The 20373-nt window shown below is 55.9% G+C and carries 17 protein-coding genes; 8 read left to right on the forward strand and 9 right to left on the reverse strand.

Features of this window, described 5'->3' with window-relative positions; genetic code table 11:
* Positions 1–386: 386 nt before the first annotated feature.
* The 6 genes from purM to HMPREF2609_RS11125 form a co-directional block, all read right to left on the reverse strand.
* Positions 387–1532 (reverse strand): phosphoribosylformylglycinamidine cyclo-ligase, encoded by a 1146-nt coding sequence (purM, locus tag HMPREF2609_RS05440; RefSeq protein ID WP_070535441.1) that lies wholly within the window; start codon positions 1530–1532, stop codon positions 387–389.
* Positions 1533–1539: 7 nt separating this feature from the next.
* Entirely contained in the window at positions 1540–3339 is a 1800-nt protein-coding gene (gene purF, locus HMPREF2609_RS05445; protein ID WP_070535447.1) for an amidophosphoribosyltransferase, read from the reverse strand.
* Positions 3340–3555: 216 nt separating this feature from the next.
* On the reverse strand, positions 3556–3927 hold the full coding sequence (locus HMPREF2609_RS05450; protein WP_048752692.1) for a hypothetical protein: 372 nt from the start codon (positions 3925–3927) through the stop codon (positions 3556–3558).
* Between the two features lie 143 nt (positions 3928–4070).
* Positions 4071–4502 carry a sterol carrier family protein gene (locus tag HMPREF2609_RS05455; protein WP_048752693.1) on the reverse strand — a complete coding sequence of 144 codons (432 nt, stop codon included), beginning with the start codon at positions 4500–4502 and terminating at the stop codon, positions 4071–4073.
* Positions 4499–5560 carry an asparaginase gene (locus HMPREF2609_RS05460; RefSeq protein WP_004005523.1) on the reverse strand — a complete coding sequence of 354 codons (1062 nt, stop codon included), beginning with the start codon at positions 5558–5560 and terminating at the stop codon, positions 4499–4501. Before HMPREF2609_RS05460 ends, HMPREF2609_RS05455 begins: the two co-directional genes overlap by 4 nt.
* A 46-nt stretch (positions 5561–5606) precedes the next feature.
* Entirely contained in the window at positions 5607–5927 is a 321-nt protein-coding gene (locus HMPREF2609_RS11125) for a PQ-loop repeat-containing protein (RefSeq protein WP_070535448.1), read from the reverse strand.
* Between the two features lie 182 nt (positions 5928–6109).
* Here HMPREF2609_RS11125 and HMPREF2609_RS05470 point away from each other — a divergent pair, with 182 nt between their 5' ends.
* From HMPREF2609_RS05470 to HMPREF2609_RS05490, 5 genes are all read left to right on the forward strand, one after another.
* Positions 6110–6655 carry a hypothetical protein gene (locus HMPREF2609_RS05470; protein ID WP_070535449.1) on the forward strand — a complete coding sequence of 182 codons (546 nt, stop codon included), beginning with the start codon at positions 6110–6112 and terminating at the stop codon, positions 6653–6655.
* Positions 6656–6839: 184 nt separating this feature from the next.
* Positions 6840–8123, forward strand: a complete 1284-nt coding sequence (gene purD, locus HMPREF2609_RS05475) for a phosphoribosylamine--glycine ligase (RefSeq protein WP_070535577.1) — start codon at positions 6840–6842, stop codon at positions 8121–8123.
* Between the two features lie 252 nt (positions 8124–8375).
* Positions 8376–9302 carry a phosphoribosylaminoimidazolesuccinocarboxamide synthase gene (locus HMPREF2609_RS05480; RefSeq protein ID WP_070535451.1) on the forward strand — a complete coding sequence of 309 codons (927 nt, stop codon included), beginning with the start codon at positions 8376–8378 and terminating at the stop codon, positions 9300–9302.
* 217 nt (positions 9303–9519) lie between these two features.
* A complete protein-coding gene (locus tag HMPREF2609_RS05485; protein WP_070535452.1) occupies positions 9520–10809 on the forward strand; it encodes an AAA family ATPase in 1290 nt (429 codons plus the stop codon).
* Positions 10806–11411, forward strand: coding sequence for an RloB family protein (locus HMPREF2609_RS05490; protein WP_083296701.1), 606 nt, complete (start codon positions 10806–10808; stop codon positions 11409–11411). The genes HMPREF2609_RS05485 and HMPREF2609_RS05490 overlap by 4 nt, the downstream gene beginning before the upstream one ends.
* Before the next feature lie 41 nt (positions 11412–11452).
* Here the strand turns inward: HMPREF2609_RS05490 and HMPREF2609_RS05495 are convergent, their stop codons facing one another.
* Together HMPREF2609_RS05495 and HMPREF2609_RS05500 are read right to left on the reverse strand one after the other, a co-directional pair.
* Positions 11453–12277, reverse strand: a complete 825-nt coding sequence (locus HMPREF2609_RS05495) for a FadR/GntR family transcriptional regulator (RefSeq protein ID WP_070535456.1) — start codon at positions 12275–12277, stop codon at positions 11453–11455.
* Between the two features lie 191 nt (positions 12278–12468).
* Entirely contained in the window at positions 12469–14142 is a 1674-nt protein-coding gene (locus tag HMPREF2609_RS05500; RefSeq protein ID WP_070535459.1) for an L-lactate permease, read from the reverse strand.
* 790 nt (positions 14143–14932) lie between these two features.
* Here HMPREF2609_RS05500 and HMPREF2609_RS05505 point away from each other — a divergent pair.
* The 3 genes from HMPREF2609_RS05505 to HMPREF2609_RS05515 are packed head-to-tail and all read left to right on the forward strand — an operon-like array spanning position 14933 to position 18008.
* Positions 14933–15724 (forward strand): (Fe-S)-binding protein, encoded by a 792-nt coding sequence (locus HMPREF2609_RS05505; RefSeq protein WP_004005516.1) that lies wholly within the window; start codon positions 14933–14935, stop codon positions 15722–15724.
* Positions 15725–15735: 11 nt separating this feature from the next.
* Positions 15736–17361 (forward strand): LutB/LldF family L-lactate oxidation iron-sulfur protein, encoded by a 1626-nt coding sequence (locus HMPREF2609_RS05510; RefSeq protein ID WP_070535462.1) that lies wholly within the window; start codon positions 15736–15738, stop codon positions 17359–17361.
* Positions 17361–18008 (forward strand): LutC/YkgG family protein, encoded by a 648-nt coding sequence (locus HMPREF2609_RS05515; protein ID WP_013397788.1) that lies wholly within the window; start codon positions 17361–17363, stop codon positions 18006–18008. The genes HMPREF2609_RS05510 and HMPREF2609_RS05515 overlap by 1 nt, the downstream gene beginning before the upstream one ends.
* A gap of 265 nt (positions 18009–18273) precedes the next feature.
* Here the strand turns inward: HMPREF2609_RS05515 and HMPREF2609_RS05520 are convergent, their stop codons facing one another.
* Positions 18274–19830, reverse strand: coding sequence for a molybdopterin-dependent oxidoreductase (locus HMPREF2609_RS05520; protein ID WP_070449729.1), 1557 nt, complete (start codon positions 19828–19830; stop codon positions 18274–18276).
* Positions 19831–20373: the final 543 nt, after the last annotated feature.

The raw sequence follows: 20373 nt of genomic DNA on the forward strand, positions 1-20373 counted from the left end.
AATATTTTTATATATTTCGCACTAAAATATATTTACACATAAAGTTTTACTATTAAAATATTGGTGAAATCCTTGATTTTGCACGGCAGAACCAAGGTCTAATTTATTCTCCCAGGGTAAATAATAATGTATTTAATATACATCACACTATTTGATATTCGAGATTTAAGGTCTTGAAATACTTTAAAGTTTTCCGCAAGTGCAAGATGATAGGTAGCCAAGTATTGAGTGAAGATTTAAAGTCTGCACAAAATTAGCTCGTCGTCTTTCAAACTCGCTGAAGCCTTACACAAAACGCGAGCAGATGATTCGTTAAAAATCATCCGCTCGCGTTTTATAGATATAGGGCAGGGGAGCTACAGCGTAAAACCCTGTCAGAGCGCAGGCTAGACCGCGTAACTGCCGTAAAGCCGCACTGCGCCTCCATCAACGCCCTTGGCACCCTGCACATAGTCAGGGTTATTTAGATCGGGGGTGCCAGCCTTCACCACGTCCCCCATAATCCAGGCCGAAATACCGCGCTCATTCAGACGACTCACCGCAGCATCCGCCACCGCAGGATCAACAATCGCAATCATGCCCACGCCCAGGTTCAGGGTGCGCTCCAGATCGGCGAGTGGAACCTGACCGAGCGAACCGATAAGCGAGAAAATCGCCGGAATCTGCCAGGTTGAACGATCCACGCGGCCCTCCAAGCCCCGCGGTAAAACACGCGCCAGATTAGCGGCAAGACCGCCTCCGGTCACATGCGAGAACCCGCGAATACCGTGACCGGTCTGCCCATCAGTACCATTGACCGGGAACGCAGCCGCCAAATCCAGACAATCCGCCGCATACACGCGAGTAGGCTCTAAAAGCTCCTCGCCCAAAGTACGGCCGAGCTCGTCCACCTGACGATCCAAGTCCCAGCCCGCCACATCGATCACCTTACGCACCAGCGAGTACCCGTTCGAGTGAATACCCGAAGATGCCATACCGATCAGCACATCGCCCTCGCGCACGCGGTCTGGACCGAGCAGCTCATCGGCCTCCACCAGACCGGTTGCGGCACCGGCAACATCGTACTCATGTTCAGCCAAAAGCCCCGGATGCTCCGCCGTCTCGCCGCCCACCAGCGCGGTACCGGCAACCTTGCAAGCTCCGGCAATACCCCGCACAATATCGGCAATACGCTCGGGAACGACCTTGCCTGTAGCAATATAGTCGGTCATGAAAAGGGGCTTCGCGCCGCACACCACAATATCGTCCACGACCATACCCACCAGGTCGTAGCCAATCGTGTCATGAACATCGAGCGCCTGCGCGATAGCAACCTTCGTGCCCACACCATCCGTAGAAGTCGCCAAATAGGGCTTGCGATATGAGGACAAAGCCGAGAGGTCATACAGCCCGGCAAAACCGCCCACACCGCCGATTACCGAAGCGTTGTGAGTCGCCTTCACCGCATCCTTCATCAACTCGACGGCGCGGTCGCCCGCCTCAACATCAACGCCAGCGCTTGCATAGGTTACAGAGGTGCTGTTTTCGCTCATGGGTGTATTAGTCCTTCGGGGTTATAGGGCGTGAATTAACGTGTGCGGGAACCAAGTCTTCCTCGGTCAAAAACGCTTCAAGATCGGCATCGGGACCGGGGTTGCACATGCCCGGTGCCGGTTGTTGAGCTTCCTGAACAGACTCGACGGATGCGGATGCGCCAGAGCCAGCCTGCGCCTGAACCACCGGAAGCGCTGCGGTATCGAACTTATTCTCCAAGGTATCGGTGCCCGTGCGGGTTTCAATGGAGACAGCCTCCGCATGCTCGGGCTTATGAGGAACCGGTCGTTCCACGGTTACCTCCGCCGCCTTACCGGCGAGCGGACCGCCCTTGCCTTCTTCGGCATCGAAGAGCGATTTGCCGCGGCGCTCCTCCGAGGGGAGCTCAATCGGGTATTTGCCGGTGAAGCAGGCCGTACACATGTTTTTCGCGGGCTGCTCGGTTGCCGCCATCATGCCGTCTTCTGAAATAAAACCGAGCGAATCGGCGCCGAGAGAAGCGCAAATTTCGTCCACCGAAAGACCATTTGCAATCAGCTCTGCGCGTGAGGCAAAGTCGATACCGTAGAAACAGGGCCATTTCACGGGTGGGGAAGAGATACGCACGTGAACCTCTTTCGCCCCGGCCTCACGAAGCATACGCACTAGGGCTCGCTGGGTGTTGCCGCGCACGATCGAATCGTCAATAACAATCAGGCGTTTGCCCGCAACCACAGATTTGAGCGGATTCAGCTTGAGCCGAATACCCAACTGGCGAATGGTCTGCGAAGGCTGAATGAAGGTACGCCCCACATAGGCGTTCTTGACCAGGCCGTTACCGTAGGGAATGCCGGACTGCTCGGCGTAGCCGATGGCCGCAGGAACACCGGATTCTGGGGTGGGCATCACCAAATCTGCTTCGACCTGGTGTTCACGGGCGAGTTGGCGCCCCATTTCCACGCGGGATTCGTAGACAGAGCGCCCCGCAATCGTAGTATCCGGGCGAGCCAGATAGACGTACTCGAAGACGCATCCGGCGGGTTTTGCCTCGGCAAAACGGTGTGAACGCAAGCCATTTTCGTCGATCGTAATAAGTTCGCCGGGTTCAACCTCGCGCACAAAAGATGCACCCACAATATCGAGTGCCGCAGTCTCGGAGGCAACTACCCAGCCCCGCTCCAAACGCCCCAGCACCAGCGGGCGAACGCCCTGCGGGTCACGCGCCGCATAGAGAGTCTGCTCGTCCATGAACGTGAGGCAGAATGCGCCTCGCAGGGTGGGCAGCAGATCGAGAACGGCTTCTTCTAGAGAATCAAAATCGTGCTCGGCTAAAAGCGCGGTTACCAGTGCGGTATCGGTCGTATTACCCTGCGCCAGCTCACCAAACGCCGGGGGCTTGCCGCCGTTCTTCTGCAGCAGCTTATCGTAAAGATCAGCCGAGTTCGTCAGGTTGCCGTTATGCGCCAGGCAGAGCGTGCCGTGCGGGGTGGTGCCCAGAGTCGGCTGAGCGTTCGCCCAATGGGATGCGCCGGTTGTGGAGTAGCGCGCATGCCCGATAGCGTGTTCGCCCGGCATAGAGCTGAGCGTGGCCTCATCAAAAACCTGAGACACCAGCCCCATGTCTTTATATACGTGGATGCGCTTGCCGTTGCTCGTTGCGATACCGGCGGATTCCTGTCCGCGATGCTGCAGTGCATACAGGCCGTAGTAGGTTAGTTTTGCCACGTCCTCACCGGGAGCCCAGACACCAAATACGCCGCAGGCGTCCTTGGGTCCGTGGTCTATCGGATCGAGATCGTGGGTGAGTTTTCCGTCAGGACGAATCAATTCACATCTTTTCGACGTTGGGACTGCGGGAAAGTCTTGTCTGCGCGCGGGTGTGTGAGCCGCTGAGCAGCTGTACCCTCGGGGAGTACACAGACATTTCTAGTCTACCCTCTTTCACGCCACTCTGTGGTGTACGCTACGAAATTTAACGCCCGCAGGGGTGATGAATATGTCACGTGTGGCTGCGCCAAGCGTTTTAGGATGCGCCGCTCGCTTCTATTCATCCTCTTCTTTGGACTCTGGCTCAACTCGCGCCGTTAAGGACTTTTTGAGGGATCGGCGGTCAAGCCACAGGGCCACGAGGGCACCCAATGCTACGCCGACGGCACCGTAAATAACCGCGATAACGCCGAACACCGATGTTTCAGAATATGACGGATCTCCTGGACCCAGGATCACAGAAATAAACGCCGCAATAAGTCCGATGATGAGCCCCAGCATCATGAAAGCTACCACCGACGGGGCACGGCGAACCCGCACCTGTGAGTACTCAACCTCGGCTTCAGGGGATGCTTCAGCTTCGGGCGTGGGGGAAGCTGGCTCCGAAGAATCAGAGTGGGAATTAGAAGGTGTGTGTGCGCTACTCATGTCTTCAAGTCTATCTTTTGGGGTGAATCCTGCCTAATGATTCTTGGTGACGGCGGGGTGCGGACAACGTGGCTGAAGGAATGTTGTCTGCTCTAGGGCGTGCGCGATAAGACTTGAGGTGCCGTTGTCAGGTAGCTCGGCGCCTAGAACAACGGGAAGTAGCGGGATAGATTGCTGCGTTCGCCGCTGGCGGTCAGCAGTCCGGATGCGCTCGCATCGTCCCAGGTCAGGGCACCGGCAGCCAGCGCACACCAGATGAACCCGCTCGTTTCAACTACGCTCGGCGGAGTGCCGCGGGTATGGCGAGGCCCGGCAATACATTGGGTAACCCCGTAGGGCGGAACCCGAACCTCCACGCTGTTGCCGGGGGTGAGCGTGGCGAGCTCTTCAAGGGCGTACCGCACTGCGGTAGCGCGCACACCGCGCGGCAGACGAGCGAACGATTGTTCTATATAGGCTCGATTTTCCGCACTAATAAGCGGTTTTTCGTCGGAAAGGGCAGAGGTAAAAACCTGTCTGACCTGTGCAAAGGCGGCCGCGCCGTCAGCCTCCGAAACTCGACGGCGCACACTCACGCGCTCTCACCCACTAACGGCTCCAGATCCGCACCAGGAACCCAGCCTCCAACCTCGCGGGGCGCATTATCCTGCACGCCGCCTATCACGGGGCGAGTCACCTGCGGAAGAAGCTGCTGCACCTGCTCGGAAGGCAGATGCCCCGTAGCTTCCAGAGCCCACAGCGCTACCGGGTAGGCGGCACGGGTTGCGCCGTCGGAAATCTTCACAACCACAGACGCGCCAGAACGCAGACCCACACACAGTACCCCGGCGGCGCCGCTCTTGACGACCGCATCCAGTTGCTCACTCAACACCGTATCGGGCATGCCGGGAGCCTGGATCAGCTCGGGGTAGTCGACCATCGCAGTCGCTACGGTCGAGGCGCGCGCATCCGCATCCATATTGCGAATCGCTGTTCCGAGCGTCGAATAGGCACGCGCCAGACCCAGAGCTGAGACCGCTGCGACGGGGGCACCGCATCCGTCAATGCCCGATGTGCCCACAGGCTCGCCCGTAAAACTCGCGATCTCCTCAGCAATCATGCGCTGCAGCGGATGCTCAGGGTCGCAGTAATCCTTCATCGTCCACTGGCGCGAATCCGGGTCTACAACCGAGCGGTCCAGCTGCGCGGCACACGCCCACAGAAACCCGGCATGCTTACCCGAACATGGATGCGCAAGCGGAGTCTTCGCCAAATCCGCGCGTACCATCTGTTCGTGCGCGTGCGCATCAGCGGGGTAGGCGGTGGGGCAGAGCAGAGCGGTCGCATCAACACCGGCGCCCTGAAGCACGTCTTGAACCGCGCGCATCTGCTCGAACGTTCCCTGATGCGACCCGCACGCGATCGCTACCTGCGCGCCACGCAGCGGCGCCCCCGATTTGAGCGTGCCGATAGCCTGCAGTGGCTTGAGTGCCGAGCGGGCAAAGAATGGCTGGCTCATGTCTCCGAGGGCAAGATCGGTGGTGCCTTCGGGGGAGAGCACCACCACAATACCGTGGTGGGTTGTCTCGATCAGGTCGTTACGAGTCTGAAATACGAGTTCGGCATCTGTGAGGGAAAGCTGAGGAGAAGTCATATACCCACAATAATAGTGCTAAAAATAGAAATTCTAGCGGATAAAATCACATGAGCGCGGTGATGGCTGCCGTACCGCCAAAAATAATGCCGGGCGCATTCGCAATCACAATGGGCCAGTCTTTCTTCTGGCGCCACAAACCGTATGCCACCCACAGCGTGCAGTTAATGCCGGCAACGAGTGGCTGAATCCAGTCGCCCTTATGGCCGTTGATATTGCCGATAATTTGCGGGAAGTAGAAGACGTACATGAGCACCGCGGTTACGGATGCTACGCGCGCCAGGATCGGGAATAATCTGGCGTGAATATCGGATTCGCTGTGCGTATCTTGGGTGGGGGTCTGAGTGCTGGAATTTTGCGCGCTCATGAGGGTCCTTTCGTCTGTGTAGTATGCCCTGCAAATGCGCCCGACCAGTAGAACAGACCGTATTCACAAGACAATTTAGCCTACTCCCGCCCCTGGAATGACGCAAAATACGTGGCATTTGTGGCTGCCTGAGAGGACGTTCCCGGTACACTGGTAGAACAGTAAAACGCGGCGGAGGCATTATGTCCGAAGACCCTGCAGCCCTTGGGAACAACCATCACTCTAAACGGCCCGTCACTGTGGGCAAATATCCCAAAATATACTTGCCGGCAAGGTTTCGGCTTCTGATCACCGGTATCGCTCTGATACCTGTGGTCATGGTTGTGTGGCTGAACCCTGGGCGGTATGACCTCATCATGATCGCCTTGCTGATTACCGTTATCACAGCTTCGCTAGCGAATGCATACCAACGATTACTTGTTACTCATGAAGGCTTTATTCTGCTGTACATGCCGCTGTTTCGGCGGCGTATTGCTTGGGGCGAGGTTACAGATATTCAAGTACTCCCCAAATACGATGTGGTGCATGAAACTGTAGGCATCGGGCTGCGTTTAGCGCCCGGTACCGGTTTGATATTTGGTAATCTGCGGCACGGACCAGCACTGAAAATCCAGGCACGCATTAAAGGCCGCGAGAAAACCTATATTTTCATCTTCCCACCCGCAGAACAGAAAGCATATGAGGCGTTTGTGGGTGAGGTTCGCTACCGCGCCTCTTGGGGCAGCTAACCTACGAACGCGGGGAGAACCACAAAACGTGGAAAACAGCTGAACGGTTCAAGACACTATTCGGCGGGCAAAACGTTACACGGTAAAAACGTTAGGGGGGGGGCAGAGGGTCACTGGGAAAAGCACAGTCATGGGGTGTTACAAACCCAGCCCGGGTAGCATTCGACACGGTACCCTTATGTACATGAAGGTTTTGGTACTGGGCCCCGGCGGCCGCGAACACGCAATTATCCGTGCGCTTGCACGCGATCCACAGGTAACCGAAGTTCACAGCGCACCCGGCAACGCGGGCATCGCTCAGGACGTTCCGGTACACGCCATCGATGCCAATAACCCCGAGCAGGCCGTTGCGCTCGCCCGCGAGCTCGCCGCAGACCTGGTGGTTATTGGCCCTGAGGCACCTCTAGTCGCCGGTGTTTCCGATGCCCTGCGCGAGGCAGGCTTCGCGGTCTTCGGACCCTCTGCGGCTGCGGCACAGCTTGAGGGGTCCAAGGCATTCGCCAAGCAGGTGATGGAAGAAGCAAACGTACCGACCGCCCGCGCCGTCGTCGCCACGATCGAAGCCGAAGCGGCGCAAGCCCTTGACGAATTCGGTGCCCCCTATGTGGTGAAAGACGACGGGCTCGCCGCGGGTAAAGGTGTGGTTGTCACCGAGAACCGGGACGCTGCCTTAGAGCATGCGAACGCCTGCTTTGCCGCTGGTGGTTCCGTGGTGATCGAAGAATTCTTGGACGGTCCCGAAGTATCGCTCTTCGTCATCAGCGACGGAAAGAACGTGCTCCCGCTCTCTCCGGCGCAGGATTTCAAGCGCATCTTTGACAACGATGAAGGCCCGAACACCGGTGGGATGGGCGCCTACACCCCGCTTGACTGGCTGCCCGAAGGATTTGTGGACGAAGTGATCGAAAAGATCGCCCGCCCCACCATCGCTCGCATGGCAGAACGCGGCACCCCGTTCGTGGGCGTGCTCTTCTGCGGGCTCGCCGTTACCAGCCGCGGCGTGCGCGTCATCGAATTCAACGCTCGCTTTGGCGACCCCGAAACCCAGGCGGTGCTGGCACGCCTGCGCACCCCGCTCGGGCAGCTGCTCCTTGCGGCATCCCGCGGCGAGATCGCCGAAGACACCCGCCTGGAATGGGACCCCCGCACCGCCGTAGACGTGGTTATGGCAGCAGAAAACTACCCGGGAACCCCGCGTAAGGGCGATGCGATTGCGGGGCTTGAGAACGCATCCGACGTGCCCAATGTGCATGTGGTGCATGCCGGAACCGCCGTCGCGGGCGAAGAGATTGTGACAGCGGGCGGTCGCGTGCTCGCCGTTGTGGCTCTGGGCGATACCCTTGCCCAGGCTCGCGATGCCGCCTACGAAGGGGTACGAGCCATCACCTGGGAAGGCGCACACTACCGCACCGATATCGCTCTCAAAGCGGTGCAGGGGGCGATTACCGTGCCCGAACTCCGAGACTAAACGCTATTCTCTATTCCTGCGAGCAGGTGGTTTTTGGTCGAACAGGTAGGATTTTTTTACCGGCTCGACCGAAAGCCACCTGCTCGCGGTGTATTCCCGCCGGGCGCCAAGTAACAGAACTTAACAGCCAACCCCGAGAACACGGCGTTGCGACCGCATTAGGATTCACATATCGCGGGATGCGGGCATTGTCCGGTAAGGTAAAGGATAGGTAAACACGCCGCGCACATTCGCCCCACAGGAGAACTGCCCATGAATTCCCGCAACAACCCACCCATGATTCCGGGGTGGACGCACGTCTACTCCGGTAAAGTACGCGACCTGTACGTTCCCGAAGAAAGCCGCTACGACGCCGCCGGGCTAACAGTCAGTGATGATGCTGAAATCCGCGCAGGCTCTGTCATGGTCGTCGCCTCTGACCGCATTAGTGCCTTCGATAAAATTCTTCCCACCGAAATCCCCGATAAAGGCAAAATCCTCACCCAAATGTCGCTGTGGTGGTTTCAACAACTTTCGCATATCCCAAACCATGTGATTTCAACCGATGTGCCCGAATCAGTCGCAGGGCGAGCCATGATATGCAAATCGCTCAATATGTTTCCGGTCGAGTGCATTGTGCGCGGCTATCTGACGGGCTCGGGGCTTGCAAGTTACCGCGACACCGGAAGCATAGCAGGCATCGAACTCCCTGCGGGGCTTGTGGACGGGTCACGCCTCGAAACCCCAATTTTTACCCCAACCGGCAAAGCCGAAGTAGGCCAGCACGATGAACCGGTAACCCGCGAAGAACTCTACGCCGAAGTAGGGCACGCAATCGGTAACCGCCTAGAAGAACTCTCACTCGAACTCTACAGCACCGCCGAAAAAATCGCCCGCGAGCAGGGCATTATCTTGGCAGACACCAAAGTCGAATTCGGAACCGACTCTTACCGCGGCGAAATCACCCTTGGCGACGAATTGCTTACCCCCGACTCCTCACGATTCTGGGATGCGAGTGAGTACGAACCCGGAAAGTCTCAGCCGAGCTTTGATAAGCAGTTTGTGCGCGACTGGCTGCGCTCGCCGGAATCGGGCTGGGACGGTTCGGATAACGTGCCTCATCTGCCCGAGGATGTGGTTGAGAAGACCCGCGCCCGCTATGTTGAAGCCTACGAGAGGCTGACCGGAACGAAGTTCTAGATAGACTAAATGCGCGAGTAGATAATATTTTGACGAGCAGATAACGCGTTGATATCTGCTCGTCAAAATACTATCTACTCGCGGAAATTTTCTACGCCAGATGCTCCTCATGCAGCGTTGCTCTTTTTACCTAGAATATTATGTACTCAGGGGTAAATTCTGGTGTTTTAGGGAAAAATTTTCCCAAAATACCCTCTATTTTTGTTAGAGTTGGCGTATGCTTCTAGAATTTTCGGTTGAAAACTATGAAAGTTTCAGGGATGAAGCGTACCTGTCGATGGTGCTTCCCTCCCTCAAAACGCAGGTGCCGAAAAATGGGCAGACTTGGGAGAGCTCTACGAGCCGAGTGGCCGCTATTTTCGGGGCGAATGCTTCTGGTAAAAGCACCATTGTGCGTGGTGCGCTTATCAGACTGAGCCAGGCTGTCCGTGCGCCTGGGGGACATCTTTATCATCCTTATCTGCTTCAGAACCCTCTCAACCCGCAGACAACCTACACGCTGAGTTTCACCCACGAGCAGGTGCGCTATGACTATCGGGTACAGGCAGATAAAAGCGGTGCTATAGCCCTTGAAACCATGCATGCCTACCCAAAAGGTACAGCACGATTACTCTTTGAGCGCCGCACCCAAAAAGACTCCACAGTTACCGTAAAGGCAGGGTCCTCGCTGAAGGGCGCCACCCAAGAGGTTCGTAAAATTACACAGCCAGATCAGCTGTTTTTAGCGGTTGCTCGGCAATACGGGCATGAGACCCTGGCACCTTTGGCGCGTGTTCTTGCCTACGATTTCTATTTCATGGATGGTATGGCTTCACGACAGACGAATATCGTGACAATAATGCGTATGATAATTCGTAATATCGACCTGTGGGAGCGTTCTATGAGCGCATTAGCACAAGTGGCTGATATTGGAGTTACCCGTCTTGAAGTAGACCGTAAAAAACTCCCACCAGAGTTTATTGAAGTAGCAAATATTAGACAAATAGCGGGTTTCGGGCCTGAGCTTTCTCATGAAGATATGTTAGAGAGCGCACAAGCGCTTAATCTATACCATCGTGGAGTACATGAGAAAGAGGTTAGGCTGGGGCTTAGTGCACAGAGCGATGGTACTCTCAGCTGGCTTGTGCTTGCGGGTAGAGCTGTGGCAGCCCTCCAAGGGGGTGCAGTGTTAGTAGTTGATGAACTGGAATCTAGCCTGCATCCTACTTTGGCCGCTGAATTGGTGAGCATGTTCAAGAACCCTGACATGAACCGTACCGGCGCGCAACTCATTTTTACTTCGCACGATGCTACTCTGCTGGGTAATATCCCCATGCGCCTGCTTGACCCGCCGGAAGTGTGGTTTACCGAGAAAAATAATGAGGGCGCGAGCGAAATTTTTTCTTTGGAAGAGTTTGATACCCGTCCCAAGAGCAATATTCAGAAACAGTATCTCACCGGTGCTTTCGGGGCTATACCCACCACCTACATGTCTGAGTTACGTGCTCTTTTAGAGGCGGAACAATGAGCCGTCGTGCTAAGAGCACCAAGAAACGCAGCACAAAGACTACTATCCTAGTCGTAACCAATGGTGAAGTGACGGAGCATCGTTACCTTGAATGGTTACGCGATAAGGTCAACGGACCGCGTGAAAAGTATTCAGTAACGATAGAAGCTATTTCAGGAGATCCCACGTGGATACTTCAAAAAGTAATAGGCAGAACTTCTAAAAACTATGATCAGGTATGGCTTGTGGTAGATCAGGACGACCATACCCGTGAAAAATTACGTGAGTTTATCAAGAGTTGTACGGACGAAGATATCGCCGCTGTTGTGAATGCACCGTGCTTTGAAGTGTGGCTTAACGCTCATTACGAACGGGTCAGAAAATACCAAAATCAGAAAGATGCGCAACGACACTATCGTCAGTTATCGGGAGTCTTGGAGAAAGATGAGAAAACTATTCCTCAAGATTTTCCTTTTGAGGAGTACGAAAAAGCATGCGGGAACGCACATCTTACGGGGAACTACAACCCTATGCCGAACGAGTTAGCCGAATCCCCAGCCACACCTATGCCTTATCTTCTCCAAGCAGTGGAGCTGATAGGGCACAACGTAGCGAAGGGATAGAAAACGTTCCCGCTTTGTGCCTAATGCATATGAGAGAGCTTCTACGCCAGATGCTCCTCATGCAGCACCACCTGATGCGGCAGCGCATCCGCATCTATCACCTGAGCCTGCCGTTCTCGCTGTTGGTCGCGGGCGCGGTCTGAGAGCGAATAGAACCATTTGATGTGCTCGCACACCCGCTCATAGGCGGCGTCCTCGTCACGGGTTGAGATCGCCTCGTAAATGCCCCGGTGCTGGTCTTGAAGCGTCTGCTTGACGGAATCCCAATCGCGCAGCAGCGGCACTGCCTCCTGCACGTAGCTGATAGTCGCCATGTGCAGTGAATCGATCACGGTATCGAGCACAATGTTTCCGCCCAGCTTTGAAAGTTCGTAGTGAAAGCGGGTATCGCAGAAATGGAAACGCTCGTTCGAGACCTGCGGTAGATCCATCTCACGCAGATGTTCGCGGGCATTTTTCAGCGCCAGATCGCGTTCGGGGGAGTCGGGGGCGTTTGCGGCGGCACGTGCAGCCGGTCCCTCCAGAAGCAAACGTGTAGAGACCACATCTTTGACTGGTAGGTTGCGGGTTGCGATGTGCATGCGCAGTGCCCAGCTGAGGGTGTCGGAGGGCTCCGAAATGACGATAGCGCCCGATTTCGGTCCCGATCCGCTACTGGAGCGAATCAGCCCCAGCGCGTTGAGAATACGCAGGGCCTCGCGTACCGAGGGCCGAGAAATTCCGTGTTTTTCGGCCAGCGCACGCTCGGAAGGCAGCTTATCACCGACACGCAGTTCGCCCAGGCGCAGCCGCCGCTCGAAGGTTTCAAGAATGATGCTGTAGCTGCGTTCCTGTATGCGGGATGTCGAGTCTGTCAGGTGAGTCATGAGGTGTTCCCATCCTAATAAGTCTCAAGATGCGGGTAAGAATAACCCGCCGTGTGTGCGTTTGAGGCGGCTCAGGTGGGGTGGGAGAGTGCCCGAGCCTGTGAGGAATAGTGAGAGAAACGCGCGGGGCGGTGTACCGCGAAGTACACCGCCCCATCGTGGTTTATGCGTTTGTATGTGCAGCGTACCGGTTAGGGAATCAGGAACGAGAGCACGTTGGTCTGCAGGAAGACCAGAATACAGACCACCACGAGCATGGCGAACGACCAGGGAACCACGGCCTTGAGGATGTCGGATTCCTTGCCTTCCATGTCCACGGAGGTAGCAGCAATAGTCAGCGACTGCGGGGAGATCATCTTACCGACCACACCACCGGTGGTGTTAGCAGCCAGCATGAGCTCGGGGGTTGCGCCGTGGATACCTGCGTGCTGCAGGTTCTCAGCGGCAGACACCTGCAGCTTGGAGAACAGTGCGTTCGCGCTGGTGTCCGAACCGGTCACAGCGGTACCGATCCAGCCCAGAGCCGGTGCGAGGAATGCGTAGACGGTGCCCAGGCCTGCCAGGTAGGTACCCATAGCGATGGTCTGACCGGAGAAGTTCATGACGTATGCCAGTGCCAGAACCGAAGCAATGGTCAGGATGGACCAGCGCATACGGTAGACAACGGAACCGAACTCGGTGAAAATCGCCGGGAACTTGAATGCGTAGCGGCCCTTCTCGTTGAAGAAGAAGTAGATGACAGCAACAATCAGACCGGAGATGATTAGCAGGGTGCCGGGGTTGGACATCCAGGTGAAGTTGTAGACAGCGTCCTTGACGGGCTTGCCGTCAGCGGTGACGAGGCGGGAGCTCAGAGCCTGGATGTCAATCTTGATGACGAAGCTCTTCAGCCATGCCTTCAGACCGGCGTGCAGGTTAGCAATACCGAAGATTGCGACAACGATGACGTAGGGCATCAGTGCCATCCAGACGCGAACTGCGGGCAGAGCTTCCTTCTCCTCGGTCTGAGCGGGCAGACCGTAGCGCTCACGAACGCCTGCGACGCCGCGGGGCTTCCAGAACTGCAGGAAGATCACAGCAACACCCATGGAGATGATGCAAGCAACAACGTCGGTCAGGTTGAATGCGGGGGTTGCTGCGGTGATCCACTGTGCAATACCGAAGGAAATACCAATGACGAAGGCAGGGAGCCATGCATCTTTAACACCCTTCATGCCGTCGAGGATGAAGAGCAGAATGACGGGCACGAACATTGCCAGGAACGGTGCCTGGTGACCAACGATAGTTGCAATAACGTGCGGGTCTTTGCCACCAACATCGCCTGCGGTCACAATCGGGACGGCGACGGCGCCGAAAGCCACAGGAGCGGTGTTAGCAAGAAGCACGGTAATAGCTGCTTTGAGCGGCTTCACACCGAGGGCAAGAATCATGGTTGCGGTAATTGCCACGGGAGCACCGAACCCTGCGAGGGCTTCAAGCAGACCACCGAAGCAGAAGGCAATCAGAATCGCCTGGATGCGCAAATCGCCGCCGCCCAGACGGTCGAAGGTACGGCGCAAGTCTTCAAAGCGTCCGGCAAGCACGGTGACCTGGTAGAACCAGATAGCGCCGAGGATCACCCAGCAGATCACCAAACCGTAGATAGCGCCGCGCACCGCGCTGAGCCCTGCCAAATCGAAGGGCATCGTAAAGCCGAGGCTTGCCACCAGGATAGATGCGGCAAGTGCCACCAGCGCCGACCAGTGTGCGCGTGCCTTGACGACGAGTAGCATGATGAAGAAGGTCAGCAGCGGTATGGTTGCCACGAGCGCGCTTAGCCCAAGGCTTCCCCCGACTGCGTTGGGTTCAGCGAAGAATGTATTCACTGGAACTCCTTTGGTTCGGTTCAATGTGATGTGGTCAGACCAATCAAAATTCCACGGATTCGTGGCGACTATGGCACCCTTCTGGGATGTGGTCTGACCATTAGCTTCATGTGAAGCCTACCCGAAGGGTGCTTTGAGATACAACTTATAGAGTGTAGGTGTGTTTTCCGCACGATGGCGGGGGAGAGGGGTGATATTTGCGTTCTGGGCATCAAAAAATGGGTTGTTCCAACTTCTGGCATTAAATTTCAGCTCTGCGCATAGAGATTTTGCGCACTGCATTTTTTCGAGATGTTCCTGGGTTGTGCCACCCGATATTGCAAGGGATTGCATAGGTAAGATATGCATATTTGCGGGAAATTATGCAGAGAATTCGGTCAGTTCCGCATCAGCTCGCGGATGCTGCATATGCACCCGCCGGAATGTCTGTTTAAGGTATCTCGAAACATTGGGGTTGCTATGACCTAAAGTATGCTTTACTACCTGAAACTAAGGGAATCCTTAAAACTCAATTTGGTGAGAAAAATGTTCGTTATTTCAATTAAAGGAATGCTCCGAACCTGGTGTTAAATGAAGATCAACGAAGAAAGTCTACGAATACGTTTCTACACCGATATGACCGGTCCCCGTAAACACCGGCGGGTTCCTGAGAGAACCTGGTCAGTCATGATCCTGGCGCGTTGAAAACCCGCGTTACGTAAATTCGGCACAGGAATTTGCGTCCCGGAGCGCATACCGCATCCCACATCAGCGGTTCTGTAGAGACTCGAAACCAGAAAGGACGGATAACATGCGTATTGCGCTTTTCTCCACGTGCATTGTTGATGGCATGTATCCCCGCGTAGCACGCGCGACCGTCGAGATTCTAGAACGCTTAGGGCATGAGGTTGTTTACCCTCCCGGGCAGACCTGCTGTTCCCAAATGCATGTCAATTCCGGGTACTTTGATGATGCTTACCCCGTCGTAAAAAACCACGTCGAGTCTTTTGAGGCGTGGGACTGGGATGTTGCCGTGGCACCCTCAGGTTCCTGCGTAGCATCCCTGGGGCACCAGCAGCCCATGATCGCTCGTCATCAGGGCGACGAAGATCTTGCCGTGCGCGCAGAACAGATTGCTGCACGCACCTTTGAGCTTTCCCAGCTTCTCATTGACGTTCTGGGCATCACCAACGCTGCCGAGCAGCTTGGTTCTTACTTCCCCGAGCACGTGACCTACCATAGCTCATGCCACGGTATGCGTCTGCTGCACCTTGGCTCCCGCCAATCAGATCTTGTGCGCACCGTTGAAGGCATTAAGTACACCGAAATTGAGGGCCTCGACCAGTGCTGCGGCTTCGGCGGAACCTTCTCGTTCAAGAATGCCGATGTTTCCGGGGCGATGGTTGAAGATAAAGCAACCAACGTTGAGAAGACCGGCGCATCCGTATGCACCGGCGGCGACTGCTCCTGCCTGATGAATATCGGCGGTGCACTCTCACGCCGCGGATCCTCTGTTAAGACCGTCCATTTTGCCGAAATCCTCGCCTCCACCAAGGAGAATCCGCTGAAGATTGACGGCAACGTAGAACTCGCCTTCGCATAGAAAGTAGGTTGATGATGACTTCCACCGCAATCCCCCTGGGCATGCCGAAGGTCGTGCACTACGGCGAAGGCAATATCTTTGAGAACGAACCGTTCCCCGAATACGCCAAGCGCGAGCTGAAGAATGACCAGCTGCGTAATAACCTGCGTTTCGTGACCCACGCTATTCGCAATAAACGTGCCCGCGTCACCAGTGAGCTGCCCGACTGGCAGGAACTGCGCAACACCGGCGAAATGGTGAAGAACTATGTGCTCTTCAACCTGCCCCAAATGCTGGAACAGTTCGAGCGCAACTTTACCGCGCGCGGTGGCCACGTACACTGGGCGCGCGATGCTCACGAGGCAAACCAGATCGCCCTCGATCTGATTCGCGAACAGGGTGTGGACGAGATCATCAAGATCAAGTCCATGGCAACCGCCGAAACCGGTCTGAACGAGTTCTTGGAAGAGAACGGCATTAACGCCATTGAGACCGACCTTGCGGAAGAAATTGTGCAGCTCGGCGAAGACCGCCCCTCGCACATCCTGGTTCCGGCAATTCACCGTAACCGCCGCGAAATCCGCGATATCTTCCTTAAGAAGATTGAAGGCATTAACCCGGATATTACCGATGAACCCGCAGAGCTTGCGGAGGCTTCGCGTAACCGTCTGCGCGAGAAGTTCCTCTCGACCAAGGTCGCCGTTTCGGGCGTGAACTTCGGTATTGCTGAGACCGGCACCATGACCATCGTGGAATCCGAAGGCAACGGTCGTATGTGCCTGACCCTGCCCGATACCCTCATCTCGTTCATGGGTATTGAGAAGCTGCTGCCCACCTTCCAGGACTACGAGGCATTCCTGCAGCTTTTGCCGCGTTCCTCCACCGGTGAGCGCATGAACCCTTACACCTCCATGTGGACGGGCGTAACCCCCGGTGACGGCCCGCAGAACCTGCACGTGATCCTCATCGATAATGGCCGTACCGCCGTGCTGGCCGATGAACTGGGTCGCCAGGCGCTGCGCTGCATCCGCTGTTCTGCTTGCATGAACGTGTGCCCCGTGTACGAGCGCGCCGGTGGTCACGCCTACGGTTCTACTTACCCCGGCCCGATTGGTGCAATCCTTTCGCCCCAGCTTTCCGGTATTGAGGCGGCGCACAATAACTCGCTGCCATACGCATCTTCGCTATGCGGTGCCTGCTACGAAGTGTGCCCCGTGAAGATCAACTTCCCCGAGGTGCTGGTGCATTTGCGCGGTAAGGATGTTGAGGCGAAGCACGCGAAGAAACACGCGCCCACCCAGATGGACGCCATGATGTACGGTGCTAAGAAGCTGTTCTCCTCGGGCAAGATGATGGCAGCCGCCGAGCGTGGTCTGCCGATGTCCCGTCTGATTAGCGGCAAGAAACATAAGATTACGAAGGTGCCCGGAATTGTCGGCGGTTGGACGGACTACCGCGATATTCCTGAGCCTCCCAAAGAATCGTTCCGCAACTGGTGGAAGAAGGAAAAATCTGGCGCACCCGCTCGCGACAGCGCCGAGCGCGTGGATATTGCCGCTCTCATCGAAGCGAATAAGGGTAAGGTTGCAGAAGCCGCAGCGAACGCACAGGCTGCGGCCGAAGCTCAGGCGGCTCGTGAAGGTAAGGAGAACGCATAATGTCCTCTGCGAAGGAAGATATCCTCACGCGTATTCGTGAGTCCCTGTCGGATGCCCCCGAGGCACCAACCCCCGTGCGTAACTACCGCCGCGTGAGCGAGCTGAACCGCGAGCAGACTATTGAGATGCTGGTGGATCGTCTGATCGACTATAAGGCGAACGTCTTTAACGCGACCGAGTCGAATATCGCTGAGGTTATTGCCGAGCGTCTGGGAGAGAACTCGCGCTATGTGGTTCCCACCGGGCTGAACCCCGAATGGCTGCCTGAGGACACTGCAACCCGCGTGCATGTCACCGATTCGGGGAGCACTCTCGAACCCGGCGCGCTTTCGGTGCATGAACTTGACGCCGTGGATGCGGTGGTCACCTCCTCGACCGTATCGTGCGCTGAGACCGGCACTATTTTCTTGAACTCCACCCCGCAGGAAGGTCGCCGCGCGATTTCCCTGGTACCTGACCACCATGTATGCGTGGTGCCGGAATCCACGGTTGTGGAGCTGGTGCCGGAGGCGATTGAACGCATCACCTATGAGCGCCCGGTGACCATGATCTCCGGGCCGTCTGCGACCAGCGATATTGAGCTGATTCGCGTGGAGGGTGTGCACGGACCGCGCATCCTGGATGTGGTGATTCTCGAAGGCAAATAGTAGGTGCGGCAGGCGTGTGCCTAGGCGGTTGAGCCTAGAGCACCGCTGACGCAATAGAAAGGGGATGGGAACCTAACGTGGTTCCCATCCCCTTTCATTGTGTGGGAGAATGCCTCGCACGCTATCACCGCTCGAACAGCATAAGCACGCACATCACGAGCTGGAGCGCAGCCGGCCCGCAGCACGGGCATAGCGAAGCCCCCGCCGCGCATCCGGGAGAGTACCCGGTGCCCAGCAGGGGCTTCTAGGAACAAGCTACAGAACTTTACGCGCGAGCGTCGAAGTGCTGCAGACCGGAATCTTCGCGGCTACCGCCTTGACCGTCGCCAACATCGCGGTAATCGCTGATCCATTCAATTTTCTGAACCCACTTGACCATCTTGTAGCCGTGCATGGAATCTGCACGCAAGCGCAGGGGACCACCGTAAACATCCGGTAGGGGCTTATCGTTCATACCCCAAGCCAGAATGGTTTCGTCCTCCATTACCATGGAGATATCCAAGCATTCGTAGTAGGGTTCGGTGGGGCGACCATCGTAAGTGTGACCCACGTGCCCGAATGAAGTCACCATAACGTACCGTGCGTTATCGTCCTTTTCAACAAGGGCGAGCACATCACGCAGGCGAACGCCTTCCCATTTGGCGATGCCCGTCCACCCCTGCATGCAGGTGTGCATCGTAATATTGACTTCCTTGCCCAAGGACTTCAAATCGTCGATGCTTAGCGACTTGGGTTCTTTCACCAAACCGCCCAGCTCCAGGCGATAATCTACGAAGTCCTGTTCACGCAGTCGGTTCCATTCGGTGCTTTCACGCTCTGTAGGCGGGCGTGTGTTAACCCAGTGGAACGGCGAAATATCGGCATCCGTGAAGGTCTGCTTCTTGACCTGGCGTGAGGAAATGCGATCCAGGAACAGGTTGCGAACCGGCTGGGTCAGACCCCAAACGAAGGTCTGGGCGAAGCGCAGGTCTCGATGCGACCAGTAAGAAGCACCGATCCAGACCGCGAGAACCACGACGACGCCAACGATCAACATGGTCACTGCTTGGGCGAACTGTGCCGCGTCAATCTCGTTGTAGTTCTTGTTGAGCATCATGTGCGCAATGTTGTACTGCGGGTGAACGATGAGTACCAGCGCCACGTGCATGATGGTGAAGACGCAGTAGAACGCCATGCCCAAGAAGTGAATTGAGCGGGCGGTCTGGCGGTTACGGAACAACCGCACGTAGCGTGGGAAGCGGCCGCAGAACGCGGGGCTCATGATAGGACCGGTGGCAATCATCAGTGGCGCCACGATGAAAACCACGGTGAAGTACATGAGCTTCTGAAGCGCATCGTAGGGTTGGAAATGCTCAATAGAGGGGATTTGGAAACCCGCGTAAATCTGGATGGACTGCCATGCCTCGGGGAAAATATCCCAGGAGGTAGGAACAATGCGGCGCCACTGACCCGTAATAAAGAGTAGGCTCACATAAACCAGACCATTAGCAATCCAGATGACGGTAGTGAGAGCGTGCCAAGCACGTCCCAAGCCAATCTGAGCCTTACCGGGGAGCGAGATCAGAGGGGAGAGGCTTCGTTGATCGTCGCGGGCGGTGTATTCGCCAGGGACGGTTGAAACCTTATCCTTCGTGAACTTGAGCCACTCAGACCCGGGGGTGCAGTGGTTGTTCCAGTAAAAACGCGGATGTGAGGCAATAACTTCCCAACCGGATCGGATGAGAAGTCCAATCATCAGAAAGTTAATGAAGTGGGTGATGCGCAGCCAGGCAGGAAAGTCTAGTGCTACACCACCGGCACTCATCATGAGTGTTTGGTGCATTTGTCTTCCTTAGAATGACTGTGTGTGCGTATGGAATTAGTGTGTGAGGCCGTAAAGTTGAGATGCTCTAATGAGCTATTCAGAGGTTGAATCCATATCGTTCTCCGTCCCTGTAGAGCTCGTCTGTCAACGCGGGACTACCCGGAAGAGTCATGTCTCGACTAACCTGCAACCCCACATGAGATATTGGATTCTGTGGGATTTATGAGGAGCCCTGCCGTATCTATTTCATCTTAGCTGACACAGTGTCACTCGCAAAAGATAAGAGTCGTAACACGCCGAAAATTTGTCGTAAAAATACCGAATATTACGGACTTTTGAGGGTGTTAATGACCTTAAGTAATGCTGCCGGGTAACGATTACATGACGGGTAAATTATGGAATTTAAGAGGTTATATGTATGAAAACTTAGGATACCCTTTTTGTGGGTTTAGAGCGATTAAACCAAAATTACATGTTCTTATTTTATGGTTTCAGACACCTCAACTCGTCGGCACCCTGAGAACCGGAGTATGCACGATGCACGCGAACGCAGCAGGTGAG

This window comes from Rothia sp. HMSC058E10, assembly GCF_001809415.1.
GTDB classification, from domain to species: domain Bacteria; phylum Actinomycetota; class Actinomycetes; order Actinomycetales; family Micrococcaceae; genus Rothia; species Rothia dentocariosa.